The following is a 15,668-nucleotide window of genomic DNA, read 5'->3' as shown; positions in this document are numbered from 1 at the left end:
ATCCCGTTGTCGCGTCGGAATCCCGGCCGCCGGGGATTCCGGCGCGCGAACGGGATTCCCGTGCGATTCCGGCGTCTTCGCGCCGCCGGTCACCGGGCGCTCCAGGCCGCGGCGAACGCGACGGCCGCGTCGTGCGGCGAGGGTGCGGCGCAGATGGCCGACACCACGGCGACGCCCGCGGCTCCCGCCTGACGCAGTGCCGCGACATCCGACAGCGCGATGCCGCCGATCGCGACGCACGGCAGCTCGGCCTCGGCGGCGAATCTCGCGAACCCCTCGATGCCGAGGGCCGGCGGGTGGTCGGCCTTGGTCGTCGTGGGGCGGATCACGCCGACCCCCAGGTAGTCGATCTCGCGGCGCGGCAGGCGGCGAAGCACCGCGAGGTGCTCGGGCGCGTTGGCCGTGAGGCCGATGATCGCGTCGTCGCCGAGCAGGTCGCGAGCAGCGGATGCCGCGGCATCGCCCTGCCCGAGGTGCACGCCGTCAACGGGCAGGCCGCGTTCGCGTGCGGCCTGCGCGACGTCGACCCGATCGTTCACGAGCAGGGCGGCGCGGCCGTCGATGACCGTCGCGAGCGCCTCGAGCTGCCGCAGCAGTGCATCGGTCGACGCCGTCTTGTCGCGCAGCTGCACCGCGCGCACGCCGCCGTCGACCGCGTCGGCGACGACGGACGCGACGCCGCGCGGTCCGCAGAGCGTCGCATCCGTCACGAGGTAGATGGAGAGGTCGAGCGCGCGGCGCGTGGTCATGCGCGGGCCGTCGCGGGTTCGGCGTTCGGGGCGGCGTCGGAGGCGGTCTCGGACCCGGGAGCGGATGCCGCGGCATCCGTCACGGTGACCTTCGCCCTGGCGATCACCTCGGCCGGCGTGACGAGCGCGAGCGCGTCGAGGAACGCCACGGCGAACGAACCCGGACCGGTCGAGCGCTCCGCCGCGAGCTCGGCGGCGATCGTGTAGACCACGGTGGCCGCGACCGTCGCGACGAAAGGATCGGCGAGCAGCGCACCGGCAGTGCGCTCGCCGAGGTCGCCGGCCGCCCCGCCCGCACTCGCGTCGCGGCTCGCTCCGAGGAACGCCGCCGTCACCGCGCCGAGCGCGCAGCCGCCGCCCGTGATGCGCGTGAGCAGGGCGTCGCCGTTCGCGATGCGCGCCGTGCGGCGCCCGTCGGTGATGAGGTCGACGGGGCCGGACACCGCGACGACCGAGGCGTGTGCGAGGGCGAGCGAGGTCGCGGCGTCGGCTGCGGCATCCGTGCTGTCGGCCGCGTCGACCCCGCGTCCGCCGGCGCCCGCACCCGCGAGGGCGATGATCTCGCTCGCGTTGCCGCGGATCGCCGTGGGCCGTGCGGCCACGAGCTCGTGCGCGAGCGCCGTGCGCACTGGCAGGGCGCCGATCGCGACGGGGTCGAGCACCCAGGGCGTGCCGGCGACGGATGCCGCGGCCACCGACTCGCGTGCGGCGTCGCGCTGCTCCTCGGCGGGCGTGCCGAGGTTCACCAGCAGGCCGCCCGCGATGCCGGCGAACAGGCCGGCCTCCTCGCGGATGTCGACCATCGCGGGCGCCGCGCCGATCGCGAGCAGCGCGTTCGCGGTGACGTTGGTCACGACGCTGTTCGTGATGCACTGCACGAGCGGCGGATGCTCGCGCAGCCGGCCGAGCAGCGCAGCGCTCGCGTCGATGAGGTGGGCCGGGTCGGTACGCAGACGTTCGCTCACGCGACATCCCTTCGCTAGTTCGAACTAGATCAGGTTCGACGGGTGTGTTCTCAGCCGCGATCGCCCGGTGAGGGCTGGAGCGCGGCACCCCGTGTCACTGCCCGCCAGCCTAGCCCGGTCGCGCGCGCCCGCTGCGCCGGGCGTCACCGCGCGAGGCGTTGCCGCACGCTGCGCCGCCTCCGCCCCCAGTTCGGGGCCCGGAGCCGACGCGAGGCTGGCGGTTCCGCGCGGCGCGGGCTACCTTGCTCGGAACGACCCGCCGGGTAGGCGGCCGCGACGCCGGACGACCTCCAATGCGCGTGGCCGCACCGTGACCGTTCCTCCACGGACCCGGCGGGTCCGTCATGTCGACACCCGGTCCTTGCCCGTCTGCAGCCTCTCGCGTCGGGCGGATGCCGCGTCGCGGCGCTGGCGACATCATTGCGAGCAGTGGCAGGCTGGCCTCATGAACGCCGCCGACCGTGCCAGCAGCTCGACCCGCGCGCACCGTGTCGCCGTGCTCGTGCTCGAGGGTGCCAAGCCGCTCGACGTCGGGATCCCGGCGCAGATCTTCACGACCCGCGCGTCGATGCCGTACGAGGTGCGGGTCTGCGGCGCTGCGCCCGGTCCGGTCGCGGGCGGCGACGGGCTCTCCTACCACGTGGCCGACGGGCTCGAGGCGTTCGAGTGGGCCGAGACGATCTTCATCCCGGGCTACCGGCATCCGGATGTCGAGGAGCCGCCGTCGATCGTCGTCGACGCCCTCCGGGCCGCCCACGCACGGGGCGCGCGGCTCGCGGCGATCTCCACCGGCGCCTTCGCGCTCGCGGCGACCGGGCTGCTCGACGGGCGCCGGGCCACGACGCACTGGCACTACACGAAGGCGCTCGCCGCGAGGCATCCGCTCGTGCAGGTCGACGAGAACGTGCTGTTCGTCGACGAGGGGCGCGTGCTCACCTCGGCCGGTGCCGCGTCGGGCATCGACCTGTGCCTGCACCTCGTGCGCCGCGACCACGGCGTCGCGCTCTCGAACCACGTCGCCAGGCGGCTCGTGGCTGCGCCGTACCGCAGCGGCGGCCAGGCCCAGTACGTGCCGCGCGCGCTGCCCGACGACCTCGGCGAGCTCTTCGCGGCGACCCGGCACTGGGCGATCGAGCGCATCGAGGAGCCGCTGACGCTCGCAGACCTCGCGCGCAACGCGAACGTCTCGACGCGCACCTTCTCGCGGCGGTTCGTCGAGGACACCGGGTACACGCCCATGCAGTGGATCCTGCGCGCCCGCATCGACCTCGCGCGCGAACTGCTCGAGCGCACCGACCTCGGCGTCGAGCAGATCGCCGCGCGCGTCGGACTCGGCACTGGCGCCAACCTGCGCCTGCACTTCCACCGCGTGCTCGGCACGTCGCCGATGGAGTACCGGCACACGTTCCGCGAGTAGCGGTGCGCGGCCCGCGTGCGCGGCGATCGCGCCAGGTGGGAGAGTCCCGCTCCTTCGGCGCTACGGGCGTTCGACGCATCCGGGCCCGGATGAAGGAGCGCCCGATGCGGCGAAAGCCCGTGGCGAACACCTCCCAGTTGTCCTCGACGATGCCCGCGTGCTCGTGCGCCTCGTCGACGTGCGAACGGATGCCGCGGCCGTCGTGCCGCTCGTGCCCTACCACGCGTGGGCGGAGCGGGGCCCGTCGACGATGCGCGTCTGGATCGCGCCGATACGTGCAAGCAATTCACAGAATCTCTCGGGTAGCCGTGAATGTATGAAAAGAATTTGACAACTCGGGTTCGCTTTGTCATCCTTTTCGAGAACCACCACCGAGAGCCGGAGCATCCATGACAGCGACGTCGACACCCCTGAACCGCCCCGTCCGTCGACGGCGCCGCGGCCTGATCGGCTGGGCCTTCATCGCGCCGTTCGCGGCCGTCTTCATCTTCGCCACCGTGCTGCCGCTCGGGTACTCCTTCGTGCTCAGCTTGTTCCAGGAGCGCATGATCGGCGGGGTCTCGTTCGTGGGATTCGAGAACTACGTCCAGCAGCTCACCGATCCCGACTTCTGGTCGGCCGTCGGCAGGGTCGGCGTGTTCGTCGCGATCCAGGCGCCGCTGATGATGGCGCTCGCACTCCTGGCCGCACTCGCTCTCGACAGTGCGCGACTGCACGCCCCCGCCGTCTTCCGCCTCGGCATCTTCCTGCCGTACGCCGTGCCCGGCGTCGTCGCCACCCTGCTCTGGGGCTACATCTACGGCTCGAAGTTCGGTCTCGTCGGCGACCTCAACGAGATGTTCGGGTGGAGTCTGGCCAACCCCCTCTCGAGCGCGCTGATCCTCCCCTCGATCAGCAACATCGGCCTCTGGCTCTACGTCGGCTACAACATGCTGGTCTTCTACGCGGCGCTCCGGGTGATCCCGACCGAGCTGTACGAGGCCGCGACCATCGACGGCGCCGGCGCCTGGCGGATCATGTTCTCGATCAAGCTGCCCGCGATCTGGCCGGCCATCATCGTGGCTGCGACCTTCTCGATCATCGGCGGGTTCCAGTTGTTCAACGAGCCGAACATCCTGCGCGCGCTGGTGCCGAACGTCATCAGCAGCGACTTCACGCCGAACATGTACGCCTACACGCTCTCGTTCGCCGGCGGCCAGTACAACGCCGCCGCCGCCGTCGCCCTGATCATGGGCGCGATCACCGCCGTCGTCGCCTTCCTCGTGCAGCGCCGCGGCTTCCGGAGGGACATCTGATGGTCACCCTGACGCAGACCACGCCGCCGGCGAGCCCGACGGCCGCCGCGGTCGCCGGCGAGCAGCGCCGCGCAGGCAAGCGGTACAAGCCGGTGCGGTTCAACCGCAGCCCCGGCCGCACGCCGACTCGCTCGATCCTGCTCACCGCCGTGATGACGCTGATGCTCATCTACAGTCTCTTCCCGCTCGTCTGGCTGGTCGTGAACTCGACGAAGAGCGTCGACGACCTGTTCTCCACGTTCGGGCTCTGGTTCGGCGACACGAACGTCTTCTGGGACAACGTCGTCGGGGTCTTCACGTACGACGACGGGGTCTACCTGACCTGGCTCCGGAACACGGTCATGTACACCCTCGTCGGCGCAGGCGGTTCGACGCTCATCGCGGCGATGGCGGGGTACGGGCTCGCGAAGTTCCGCTTCGCGGGGCGCAGGGCCGTGTTCGCGGTCATCCTCGGCGCGATCGCGGTGCCGGGCTCGGCGCTCGCGGTTCCGACCTTCCTCCTGTTCAGTCAGATGGGCCTCACGAACACGCCGTGGGCGATCCTCATCCCGTCGCTGGTCACGCCCTTCGGGCTCTACCTGCTCTGGGTCTACGCCGCCGACGCGATCCCGACCGAACTGATCGAGGCCGCGCGCGTCGACGGGGCGGGTGAGTTCCGCACCTTCTTCACGATCGGCCTGCGGCTCATGGCCCCCGGCATCCTGTCGGTCTTCCTGCTCGAGATCGTCGGCAGCTGGAACAACTACTTCCTGCCCCTCATCATGCTGAACGATCCCACCTGGTATCCCCTCACCGTCGGGCTCAACCAGTGGAACTCCCAGGCGGCCACCGCCGAAGGCGAGGTCATCTTCAACCTCGTGATCACCGGATCGCTCATCGCCATCATCCCCATCGTCATCGTCTTCCTCGCCCTCCAGCGGTTCTGGCAATCAGGCCTCTCCGCCGGGAGCGTGAAGGGCTGACGCTCGTCGTCGGCCAGCACCCACCCCCAACCGCACCACCACACACAGCACACGAAAGGAACCCCCATGCACTCACGTCATCGTGGCCGGATGCTCCGGCGCGTTTCCCTCATCCTCGGAGCGGCCGTCGTCGCCTCGACCCTCGCGGCCTGCGCCGGCGGCACCGGAGGCGGCTCGAGCGCCGACCACTACACCGATGCCGATATCGAGGCGGCTCTGCAGGAGAAGACCGAGATCACGGTCTGGACCTGGTCGGCGAGCCTCCCCGACGTCGCGAAGGCGTTCGAGGAGAAGTACCCCGAGATCACCGTCAACGTCGAGAACGTCGGCACCGGCGGCGACCACTACAACAAGCTCCAGAACGCGATCAAGGCGGGCAAGGGAGCTCCCGACCTGGCCACGATCGAGTACACGGTCGTGCCGCAGTTCGCCCCGTCGGGTGCTCTCGTCGACCTCTCCGAGTTCGGCTTCGACGCCTACGAGGATCAGTTCACGCCGGCGACGTGGCAGAACGTGAACGTCGACGACAAGCTCTACGAGCTGCCGCTGAACGCCGGTCCGATGGCGATGTTCTACAACCAGGCGACCTTCGACAAGTACGGCATCGAGGTGCCGACCACGTGGGACGAGTACCTCGAGGCCGCGCGCAAGATCCACGCCGCCGACCCCAACGCCTACATCGGCGCCGACACCGGCAACTCGGGTCTGACCGAGAGCCTCATCCAGGCGGCGGGCGGTCACCCGTTCACCGTCGACGGCTCGGACATCTCCATCGACCTGGCCGACGAGGGAACGCAGAAGTTCACCGGCTTCTACCAGCAGATGCTCGACGAGGGCCTGCTCTCACCGGTCTCCGGCTGGAGCCCCGAGTGGTACGCGGGCCTCACGGACGGGTCGATCGCGACGCTCCTGTCGGGCGCCTGGATGGCGGGCACCCTCAAGTCGGGCGCGCCCGACGCGGCCGGTGACTGGCGCGTCGCGCCGCTGCCGACCTTCGACGGGGAGACCGGCAGCGCGACCAACGGCGGCGGCAGCCTCGCGGTGATGGACCAGGGGAAGCACCAGCTCGTCGCCGCCGCGTTCGCGCGCTTCGCGACGCTCGAGGAGGGCGCCGACATCGCCCTGAAGTCCGGCTCCTTCCCGGCCCGCAGCAGCGTGCTCGAGAGCGACGACTTCCTGAACACGAAGGACGACTACTTCGGTGGCCAGGAGGTCAACAAGGTGTTCACCGACTCGCTCGACGCGGTCAACACGGACTGGCAGTTCCTGCCCTACGAGCTCTACGCGGGCACGATCTTCAACGACACGGTCGGCCCGGCCTTCGTCGGCGAGATCACGCTCGCCGACGGTCTGCTCGCGTGGCAGGATGCACTCCTCGAATACGGAGCAGAACAGGGTTTCACGGTCGAAAAGTGACCATGAGGCGGTTTCCGGAGGCCGGCTCTCGCGTAGCGAGGGCCGGCCTCCGGCGTCGGTCGATGCCGACGCAGTAGGGTCGAATCGGCATGTGCCGAGTGAGGGACGAAGGAGACGGCGATGTCGGACGAGACGCAGATCAGCCCGCTGGAGGTACTGCGCTCGGCGCTGCCGAAGCTCACCGGAGCGAAGCTGCGGGTCGCCGAGATCATCCTGCGCGATCCGCGCGCGGTCGGGCAGAGTTCGATCACCTGGCTCGCCGCGGAGGCGACGACGTCGCCCGCGACGATCACCAGACTGGCCTCCTCGCTCGGATTCCCCGGGTTCCCCGCCCTGCGCGCGGCCATCGCGCAGGAGAACGGGCGCGGCGCCCAGGCCGGATGGGAACAGGACATCGGATCGGCGATCCTGCCCGACGACCCCGCAGAGAAGGTGCTCAGCACCCTCGCGGGGAATCAGTTCAACGCCGCTCGCAATGCGATGGCCTCGGTCGACCTCGAGGCGCTGGAGGCGCTCGCCGACCGCATCGTCGCCGCGAAGCGCGTGCACCTGTTCGGTGAATGGGGCGACGCGCCGGTCGCCTACGAGCTGTACCTGCGGTTGTTCCGCATCGGCGTGCCCATCTGGTTCCACGAGGGCGCCTATTTCTCGCAGGTGGGCGCGAGCCTGCTGCAGCGCGGCGACCTGGCGATCGTCATGTCGAGGTCCGGCGAGAGCCCGATCGCCGAGGAATTCGTCGACATGGCCTCGGCACACTCGGCCACGACGGCCCTCATCACGGGTGACCCGTCGTCGGTGCTGACCGGCAAGGTCGACCTCGTCGTCGCCACGGGCACCGTCACCGTCGGCCGCATCTCGTGGACCGACTACTTCGCCGGCAGGTCGAGCGACACGCTGGTGTGCGCCACCCTCTGGGCCCTCGTCGCCCAGCGCATGCCCGACGTCATCTACGGCCGGCTCGAGGCCGACGCGATGACCGGGTCTCCGCCGCCGCAGCGTCGGCGACCCGCAGATCGCTGACGGAGGTCTGCCGACCTCCGAACCTCCGCGCGGCCGCCCGCTCGAGGGCGGTCGGGTTCAGCCGAACGCGCGGATGCCGACGACGCTCGCCCATTCCGAGCCGTTGGTCGCCTCGACCACGAGCCGGATCGCGTCGGTGATGATAGAGGCGTCGAGGGTGTGGGTACGCAGGCGCGTGCGGTTGTCGCTGCCTTCGGCCACCGTCACCCATGCATCGTCGACGCGAGCCTCGATCCGGTAGTCGCGCACGAGCTCGGGCATGACGGGCCACGGCGTGCGGTGGTGGTGCAGGTTCACGAGGTCGATGTCGACGTCGTCGTTGAAGACGAGCTCGACGGACCGGATCTCCACCGCGTCGGGCCAGCGCAACTGGAGCCACGGCGAGGGGTCGACCGTCGTGCGCTCCGACGACCAGAGCCGAGGGCCGTCGTACGGGCGCTGCAGTCCTCCCACCGCCTGCGCGGCGGCGTAGGCCGTCGTGGCGCCGTGCACGCGCAGGAGCGGCGAGCGCCGGCGGAGCTCCTCGGCCGACCAGGCGTTGCTCTGCGCCTGCCCGCGCGATGTGCGCGGTGTGCGGCTGACGAGTCCGAGCACGCCGTAGGGAGCGGGGCGGTTCTCGACGACGAGCGCGGCGTGGGGATGCCGGCGGAACACGACGACCGCGTTCTCGCCGCCGGGGGCCAGATGGGTGAACGGCAGCTCGGCCCAGTGCGACCCGGCTTCGACGGCGACCGTCGTCGCATCGAGCAGACGAACGGGGATGTGGTTCTCGCCGCCGCCGGTCGACCAGAGCTCCACGTCGAGCTCGGCCGGCGCCTCCAGGTCGAGGAGCACGTCGACGCCGTCGAACGACGGTTGCACGGGGAAGAGGATGGCGAGGTCGTGCTCGTCGAACGGGAATCTCTGCCGGTCGACGGCCGGGCCCGCGGCATCCGTCGTCAAGCGCTGGATCGTGGAGGAGGCCGTCGCCGTCGCAGCGAGAGCGAGGTCGGATGCGTCGCGCCACGGCACGCCGAGCATCGAGGCGTCGCGGCGGAGCAGGGTCTGCTGGAGCTGCTCCAGCCGCTCGGTCGCCAGCGTGCGAGGCGAGATCGATTCGCGGGCGCAGATCGCCGCGGCCACGCCTGCGGCCTCGCCCGTGACCGCGCAGGTCGCCATGACCCGCGTGGTGCCGAAGGCGACGTGGCTCGCCGAGATGTCGCGGCCGGCCATGAGCATGTTCGACACGTTGCGCGAGTACAGGCTCCGGAACGGGATGTGGTAGATCCCGGCGGTGAAGAGGTGCTTCGAGCCGTGGTCGTCGGAGTACATGCCTCCTGGCGGGTGCAGGTCGATGCTCCAGCCGCCGAACCCGATCGAGTCCTCGAACCGGGTCTGGTTCATGATGTCGTGCTGGGTGAGCACGACGTCGCCCTCGAATCGGCGGTATTCGCGCTTGCCCGGCACCGACCCGACCCATTCCAGGGTGAGCGTGTCGGCATCGAACTCGCCCGAATTCTTGATGTGGTCCCAGATGCCGTAGATGACGCCCCAGAGTTCGTCGCGGATGAACTCGGCATCTCGCACCGAGTCGAGCTCGCCGCCGTACTCGATCCACCAGTAGTCGCACCCGTTCGCCGTGGTGCTGATCGGCCGGTTGCGCACGATCGTGGTCGCAGCGATGTCCTTCGTGACCGACGGGGGGACGAAGCGCACGGGTTCGCCGGCGTCCTTGGTGTAGAAGAACATGGTGCTGCCGAGCATGTCGTCGTCGGGTGCCTCGGGCGCCCATTCCTCTTCGAACTCGGCGTGGGCCTCGCGACCGGTGCGGTACCGGGCGCCGGCCAGATCGCCGACGAGGCCGTCGCCGGTGGCGTCGATGAACAGCGACGACGTGAACGCGAGTTCGCGTTCGGTGTCCATCTGCCATCCGGTCACCGAGCGGATGACGCGATCATCGTCGTCGCCCGTCGCCGCGACCTTTCGCACGTCGGTGTTGAGGTAGAGGCGGATGTTCGATTCCGCCCGCACCGCGTCGAGCACGACCTGGTCCCACAGGAACGGGTTGCCCTCGGGATTCCGGTACTGGTTCTCGCGGAAGAGCTCACCCATGACGCCCGTCTCCCTGGCGTACTTCTGCGCGCCGTGGGCGGTGGCGCCGCAGACCCAGACCCGGATCTCGCTGCTCGCATTGCCGCCGAGGACCGGCCGATTGTTGACGAGGGAGACCCGTGCGCCCTCGCGGGCGGCGCCGATCGCCGCGGCGACACCGGCGAGTCCGCCGCCGATCACCGTGATGTCGGCGTGCACTGAGATCTGTTCCATGACCACTCCTCGTCGAACGGGTGCAGATTCGCACTCGGGAAAAACAATAACGTATTGCGGCGTATCATGTCGAAAACAGGAAAAAGGTTTGCACGAGAACGAGGAGGTACCCGTGCTCTGGTACGGCGGCGACTACAACCCCGAGCAATGGCCGCGAGAGACGTGGACGGAGGACGTGCGCCTCATGCGGCGCGCCGGCGTCTCGGTGGCCACCGTCGGCGTCTTCTCATGGGCGAAGCTCGAGCCCGAAGACGGCCGGTTCGACTTCGACTGGCTCGACGACATCATCGGCCGGCTGCACGCCGCGGGGATCGCCGTCGACCTCGCCACGGCCACCGCCTCGCCGCCGCCCTGGCTCACGCGTGCCCATCCCGAAGTGCTCGCCGTCACGGCCGACGGGCGAACCTGGTCGTCGGGGAGTCGTGGGCACCACAACCCCTCCTCGGCGGCCTTCCGACGCCACGCCGATCGGCTCGTCGGACGACTCGCGGAGCGGTACGCCCACCACCCCGCACTCATCGCCTGGCACGTCGGCAACGAGTACGGCAACGAGGCACCGCGCGACCACGGACCGGAGTCCGCCGCGGCATTCCGGACGTGGCTGCGCACGCGGTACGGCTCGATCGAGGCCGTGAACGAGGCATGGGGCACCGCATTCTGGTCGCAGCAGTACGCCTCGTTCGACGAGATCGAACCGGCGCGGGCGACCCCCACCTTCCCGAACCCCGCCCAGACGCTCGACTACGAGCGGTTCGGTTCGGACGCGCTCCGAGCCGCGTACCTGGCCGAGGTCGAGATCCTCCGAGCGGCCAACCCCGCGATCCCGATCACGACGAACTTCATGGGGCCGTTCAAGCCGGCCGACTACTGGGCGTGGGCCGACGACGTCGACTTCGTCTCGGACGACTGCTATCCGGACCCCCTCGACCCCGAAGGCCACGTGTACGCCGCACTCCGACGCGACCTGATGCGCTCGCTCGCCCGCGGCAAGCCGTGGGTGCTCATGGAGCAGGCGACGAGCGCGGTCAACTGGCGCGCCACCAACGGCGCGAAGCAGCCCGGCCAGATGCGGGCGCTCTCGTACCAGGCGCTCGCCCGGGGTGCCGACGGGATCATGTTCTTCCAATGGCGCCAAGCGGTTCGGGGTGCGGAGAAGTTCCACTCCGCGATGCTGCCGTACACCGGCACCGACACGCGCATCTGGCGAGAGGTCGAGCAGCTCGGTCATGAGCTCGACGGACTCGCCCATCTGGCGGGCACGCCCGTCGAGACGCCCAGGGTCGCGATCCTCTTCGACTGGGAGTCGTGGTGGGCGATCGAGCAGGGCGCGATGCCCGCCGGCGTCGACTACCTCGGCACCGTCACCGAGTGGTACTCGGCGCTCTACGAGCTCGGCGTCCTGGTCGACTTCGCCCGCGCGACCGATGATCTCTCGGGCTACGCGGTCGTCATCGCGGTCACGACGGCGGTGTGCTCGGATGCCGCGATCCACGGTCTCGACGACTACCTCCGCAGCGGCGGCCACCTCGTCGCCACCTACGGCACGGCCATCCTCGATCCGACGACGCGTCTCATGCCGGGAGGACCGCTCGGTGCCCTGGCGTCGACCCTCGGGGTGCGGGTCGAGGAGGTCTCCCCGCGCTCGGAGGCCGGGCTCGGCCTGCGCGACCGGCTCGGGCTCTCGGGTGCGGTGGAGGGCGCGGTGAGCGGCGAGGTCGGCACCTGGGCGGAGGTGGTGCACGCGACGGACGCGGCGACCGTCGCCGTGTTCGGGCCCGGCGATCTCGTCGGGCGCCCCGCGATCACCCGGCGCGATCGCGCCGCCGGCGTCGGATGGTACGTCGGCGCCGAGCTCGAACGGTCGGCGATCGCCCAACTCCTCGACCGGGTCGTTCGCGAGGCGGGCGTCGAGCCGGCGGACCTGCCCGCCGGCGTCGAGGTGGTCCGCCGCGGCGGGGTCGCGATCGCCGTCAATCACGGCCGATCGACGGTCGAACTCGTGCTGCGCGGTCGCGACGAGGTGACCGGCGCCGACGTCGCCGCGGTCGAGCTCGCGCCGTTCGGGGTCGCGGTCGTCCGTGTGGACGCCGCGACCGGCACCCTGCCCGTCGAGGTGTCCGAATGAGCGGCGCGCCGTCGACGCGCCCGGCGGCCTTCGCCATCGGCGAGCACGACTTCCTCCTCCACGGCTGGCCGCACCGCATCCTGTCCGGAGCGATCCACTACTTCCGCGTGCACCCCGGAGACTGGCGGGACCGCATCCGAGCTGCGCGCTCGATGGGCCTGAACACGATCGAGACCTACGTCGCGTGGAACGAGCACGCACCGACGCGGGGCGAGTTCGACCTGTCGGGTCGGCTGGATCTGGGCGGCTTCCTCGATGCCGTCGCCGCGGAGGGCATGCACGCGATCGTCCGGCCCGGCCCGTACATCTGCGCCGAATTCGACAACGGCGGACTCCCGGCGTGGCTCACGCGCGATCCGCAGGTGCGGCAGCTGCGCCGCGCGGATCCCGCGTATCTCGAAGCCGTCGCCGAATACCTCGAGCAGCTCGCCCCGGTGCTCGTCCCGCGTCAGATCGATGCGGGTGGGCCGATCATCCTGGTGCAGGTCGAGAACGAGTACGGCGCCTACGGCGATGACCACGAGTACCTCCGTCGGCTGGCCGCCTGCATCCGTGAGACCGGCATCACGGTTCCGCTCACGACGATCGACCAGCCGACCGATGCGATGCTCGAAGCGGGCGGGCTTCCCGAACTGCACCGCACCGGCTCGTTCGGGTCGAACGTCGCGTCCAGGCTCGAGACGCTTCGCCGCCATCAGCCGACGGGGCCGCTCATGTGCGCGGAGTTCTGGGACGGCTGGTTCGACAGCTGGGGCACGCACCACCACACGACGTCGGCACAGGATGCCGCCCGCGAACTCGACGAGCTCCTCGCCGCCGGGGCATCCGTGAACATCTACATGTTCCACGGCGGCACGAACTTCGGGCTCACGAACGGTGCGAACCACAAGGGCCGCTATGTCCCGATCGCCACCTCGTACGACTACGACGCCCCGCTCGACGAGGCCGGGCATCCGACCGAGAAGTACTTCGCCTTCCGGGACGTCATCTCGAAGTACGTGCCGGTGCCCGACGACTCGCCGCTGCCGCCGCGGCCCGCGCCCGCGCCGGCGTTCGAGGTCGAGCTCGGCGAGCGGGGACCACTGCCCAGGCGCGTCTTCGGGCCCGAGTTCACCTCCGACCAGGTGCCGACCTTCGACGAGATCGAACACGATCGCGGATTCGGGTTGTACCGAGCAGAACTCGCGGGCGAAGCCTCGCGGCCCGCCGTGCTCGAGATCGGCGAGGTGCGCGACCGCGCCTGGGTTCGTCTGGACGGGACGATGATCGGCACGCTCGCACGCGACTCGCACGAGCGCACGCTCATGCTTCCGTCTGCGAGAGGCACGCTCGAAGTGCTGGTCGAGGATCAGGGCCGGGTCAACTACGGGCCGCGGATCGGCGAGCAGAAGGGCCTCATCGGCCCCGTGGCGGTCGCGGGAGATCCGATCACTGGCTGGAGCCTCCAGCCGCTCGCGCTCGACGCGGTCGCCGACCTCGATCTCACGGTCGTCGATCCGGCGAGCGTGCAGGGCGACGTCGCTCGCGGTGTCTTCGAACTGCCGGAGCCGACGGCGCTGTTCCTCGACACCCGCGAGTGGGGCAAGGGCCTCGCCTGGGTCAACGGCTTCCTGCTCGGCCGCTACTGGCGGCGTGGCCCGCAGCAGACCCTGTTCGTTCCCGCAGGCGTGACGCGAGCGGGTATGAACGCCGTCACGGTCCTCGAGTTCGAGGTGCCGGGCGCGACGCACGCCCGATTCGTCCAGGGTCCCGACCTCGGCCCGCTGGAGGAGTGACGAGCTCCTGACACGGAACGGGCGCCCGGTGGAATCCACCGGGCGCCCGTTCGTGCGTGCGCTACGTATCAGCGCTCAGGCGTCAGCCCTTGACGCGGATCGCGCGGCGTGCACCGAATGCGATGCCCGCGAGCGCGAGCAGGGCGGCGGCGAGGGCCGCGAGCGGCGTCGCGTCGAAGCCGGTCGAGGCGAGGCCGGCCTTGGCGCCGGTCGCCGCCGTGGTGCCGGTGCCGGCGGTCGTGCCCGCGTCGGTCGTCGTGCCGCTCGGCGCGGCGGTGATGGTCACGGACTTCGAGGCGACCTCTTCGCCGTCCTGGAGCACGACGATCTCGTGCTCGCCGGCCGGGGTGTCGGAGGCGATCGTGCCGGTGCCCGAGAAGGATCCCTCGGAGTCGGTGGTGACCGAGGCGATCGACTGCGGGGTCGAGTGCAGTTCGATCTCGTACTCGGTGTCAGCGGCGAAGTCTTCGCCCGTGACGGTGATCTTGCCGCCGGGGGTCAGCGAGCCGGTGATCGAGATCGACGGGTCGACCGGCGGCGCGGGCTCCTCCTCGTCGACGAGGCAGTCGGAGTCGACCGTGGTCTTCGCGAGCAGGGCGTCGCCGTGGGCGGGGCCGGTGCGCACCTCGACGGTGTGCTCGCCAGAGTCCTCGGCGAACGTGTAGGCGTCGAGGGTCAGGGGGGCGTTCTCGAAGACGGCGACGATGTCCTTCATCTTGCCGTCGACCGAGACGATCGCCGAGTAGGTGCCGTTGATCTTCGAGGCGAGCAGCTCGGCGTTCGTGAGCGTGACGATCGCCGCACCGCAGGTCGTGTCGGTGTCGATCGTCGCAGCGGCGGCGAAGTCACCGGTCGCGCACTCGGTCGAACCCGAGTCCACGACGCTCGCGACGGGCTCGGCGCCATAGCCCTGGTAGGCCGTGACGCTCACCGAGTAGGTGTGCGTGCCGTAGGTCTCGGTGCCGGGCGTGCCCTTGGCGAGCGCGAAGTCGGCCGGGGCGTACTCGGCGCCGAACGCGAGGCCGTCGACGACGGTGGCGCCGTCGATGGTGACGGTGACGGTGTTCGGCGTCGCGTCGGCGGGGATCGCGGCCGAGACGAGCTGCTGCTCGGTCACGGCGTCCTGCGCGGCGACCTCGACGTGCGTCTGGGTCAGTCCGGTGCGCTCCCACAGCTTGGAGTCGTAGATCACGTGGGCGCCCGAGTCCTTGTGGGCCCATCGGGTCTCGCCCCAGAACAGGAAGCTCCACGAGTACTGGTAGTCGGTGTGGCTGACCTCGGCGACGGCGGGGGAGACCTCGACGGTCTCGTACACGGCGTCGGCGCCGGGCTCGACCGCGTAGCCGGCGAGGTCGACGCTCAACGCGTCGCAGCTGCCGACGATCGAGGTTGCGGGGGTCGGGGTCGCGGCGGCGGCCGGTGCGACGGTGCCGGCGAGGGCGAGGCCTGCGCCGAGCACGGCGACGACCAGCGCGGGAAGGGTGCGCTTCATCGGGTTCCTTACACGTAGGGTTCGGGCGCGCCGAGACGCCGGTCTCAGCGCGGGTATCCCGCGAGCCTACGGAGGAGGAGCGGCCGAACGGCCGACGAAACGGAGGATGCCCCCCGGATTGGGGGCGTCGGCTTCCGGATTGCTCAGC

12 protein-coding genes and 1 riboswitch are annotated in these 15,668 nt (G+C 70.5%); of the genes, 8 read left to right on the top strand and 4 right to left on the bottom strand.

The window, feature by feature from the left end; translation table 11 throughout:
• Positions 1-89: 89 nt before the first annotated feature.
• Positions 90-749 (bottom strand): thiamine phosphate synthase, encoded by a 660-nt coding sequence (gene thiE / locus ATC03_RS16950; RefSeq protein ID WP_067879684.1) that lies wholly within the window; start codon positions 747-749, stop codon positions 90-92.
• A complete protein-coding gene (gene thiM / locus ATC03_RS16945; RefSeq protein WP_198168720.1) occupies positions 746-1,714 on the bottom strand; it encodes a hydroxyethylthiazole kinase in 969 nt (322 codons plus the stop codon). Before thiM ends, thiE begins: the two co-directional genes overlap by 4 nt.
• A riboswitch (TPP riboswitch) is annotated at positions 1,704-1,816 on the bottom strand. (Overlaps the previous gene by 11 nt.)
• 343 nt (positions 1,817-2,159) lie before the next feature.
• On the opposite strand from thiM, the gene ATC03_RS16940 reads away from it, so the two are divergent.
• The 6 genes from ATC03_RS16940 (at position 2,160) to ATC03_RS16920 (ending at position 7,824) form a co-directional block, all read left to right on the top strand.
• Complete coding sequence (locus tag ATC03_RS16940; RefSeq protein ID WP_067879681.1) at positions 2,160-3,131, top strand: GlxA family transcriptional regulator; 972 nt, start codon at positions 2,160-2,162, stop codon at positions 3,129-3,131.
• A 157-nt stretch (positions 3,132-3,288) separates the two neighbouring features.
• Positions 3,289-3,462 carry a hypothetical protein gene (locus tag ATC03_RS21285; protein WP_418118107.1) on the top strand — a complete coding sequence of 58 codons (174 nt, stop codon included), beginning with the start codon at positions 3,289-3,291 and terminating at the stop codon, positions 3,460-3,462.
• Positions 3,463-3,520: 58 nt separating this feature from the next.
• Positions 3,521-4,426, top strand: a complete 906-nt coding sequence (locus ATC03_RS16935; protein ID WP_067879678.1) for a carbohydrate ABC transporter permease — start codon at positions 3,521-3,523, stop codon at positions 4,424-4,426.
• On the top strand, positions 4,426-5,388 hold the full coding sequence (locus tag ATC03_RS16930; protein ID WP_067879675.1) for a carbohydrate ABC transporter permease: 963 nt from the start codon (positions 4,426-4,428) through the stop codon (positions 5,386-5,388). Before ATC03_RS16935 ends, ATC03_RS16930 begins: the two co-directional genes overlap by 1 nt.
• Before the next feature lie 66 nt (positions 5,389-5,454).
• Positions 5,455-6,804, top strand: coding sequence for an ABC transporter substrate-binding protein (locus ATC03_RS16925; protein ID WP_067879672.1), 1,350 nt, complete (start codon positions 5,455-5,457; stop codon positions 6,802-6,804).
• A gap of 120 nt (positions 6,805-6,924) precedes the next feature.
• Positions 6,925-7,824: a MurR/RpiR family transcriptional regulator gene (locus tag ATC03_RS16920; protein WP_067879669.1), complete on the top strand. Its 900-nt coding sequence runs from the start codon at positions 6,925-6,927 to the stop codon at positions 7,822-7,824.
• A gap of 57 nt (positions 7,825-7,881) precedes the next feature.
• Here the strand turns inward: ATC03_RS16920 and ATC03_RS16915 are convergent, their stop codons facing one another.
• A complete protein-coding gene (locus tag ATC03_RS16915; protein ID WP_067879666.1) occupies positions 7,882-10,128 on the bottom strand; it encodes an FAD-dependent oxidoreductase in 2,247 nt (748 codons plus the stop codon).
• An 88-nt stretch (positions 10,129-10,216) separates the two neighbouring features.
• Between ATC03_RS16915 and ATC03_RS16910 the strand changes: the two genes are divergently transcribed.
• Positions 10,217-12,253 carry a beta-galactosidase gene (locus tag ATC03_RS16910; protein ID WP_067879663.1) on the top strand — a complete coding sequence of 679 codons (2,037 nt, stop codon included), beginning with the start codon at positions 10,217-10,219 and terminating at the stop codon, positions 12,251-12,253.
• A complete protein-coding gene (locus ATC03_RS16905) occupies positions 12,250-14,028 on the top strand; it encodes a glycoside hydrolase family 35 protein (RefSeq protein WP_067879660.1) in 1,779 nt (592 codons plus the stop codon). The genes ATC03_RS16910 and ATC03_RS16905 overlap by 4 nt, the downstream gene beginning before the upstream one ends.
• 82 nt (positions 14,029-14,110) lie before the next feature.
• On the opposite strand, the gene ATC03_RS16900 is transcribed toward ATC03_RS16905, so the two are convergent.
• Positions 14,111-15,520, bottom strand: coding sequence for a hypothetical protein (locus ATC03_RS16900; protein WP_067879657.1), 1,410 nt, complete (start codon positions 15,518-15,520; stop codon positions 14,111-14,113).
• Positions 15,521-15,668: the final 148 nt, after the last annotated feature.

The sequence above is a fragment of the Agromyces aureus genome, from assembly GCF_001660485.1.
In the GTDB taxonomy this organism is placed as follows: domain Bacteria; phylum Actinomycetota; class Actinomycetes; order Actinomycetales; family Microbacteriaceae; genus Agromyces; species Agromyces aureus.
The sequence above is the reverse complement of the archived record's forward strand: the minus strand, read 5'-3'. Positions and strand labels throughout refer to the sequence as shown.

Bases quoted from the DNA above. Each gene is read 5' to 3' on its own strand.
- ATC03_RS16900 (WP_067879657.1), bottom strand. From the start codon at position 15,520: ATGAAGCGCACCCTTCCCGCGCTGGTCGTCGCCGTGCTCGGCGCAGGC.
- ATC03_RS16940 (WP_067879681.1), top strand. From the start codon at position 2,160: ATGAACGCCGCCGACCGTGCCAGCAGCTCGACCCGCGCGCACCGTGTC.
- ATC03_RS16915 (WP_067879666.1), bottom strand. From the start codon at position 10,128: ATGGAACAGATCTCAGTGCACGCCGACATCACGGTGATCGGCGGCGGA.
- ATC03_RS16905 (WP_067879660.1), top strand. From the start codon at position 12,250: ATGAGCGGCGCGCCGTCGACGCGCCCGGCGGCCTTCGCCATCGGCGAG.
- ATC03_RS16935 (WP_067879678.1), top strand. From the start codon at position 3,521: ATGACAGCGACGTCGACACCCCTGAACCGCCCCGTCCGTCGACGGCGC.
- ATC03_RS16920 (WP_067879669.1), top strand. From the start codon at position 6,925: ATGTCGGACGAGACGCAGATCAGCCCGCTGGAGGTACTGCGCTCGGCG.
- ATC03_RS16925 (WP_067879672.1), top strand. From the start codon at position 5,455: ATGCACTCACGTCATCGTGGCCGGATGCTCCGGCGCGTTTCCCTCATC.
- ATC03_RS16930 (WP_067879675.1), top strand. From the start codon at position 4,426: ATGGTCACCCTGACGCAGACCACGCCGCCGGCGAGCCCGACGGCCGCC.
- thiE (WP_067879684.1), bottom strand. From the start codon at position 749: ATGACCACGCGCCGCGCGCTCGACCTCTCCATCTACCTCGTGACGGAT.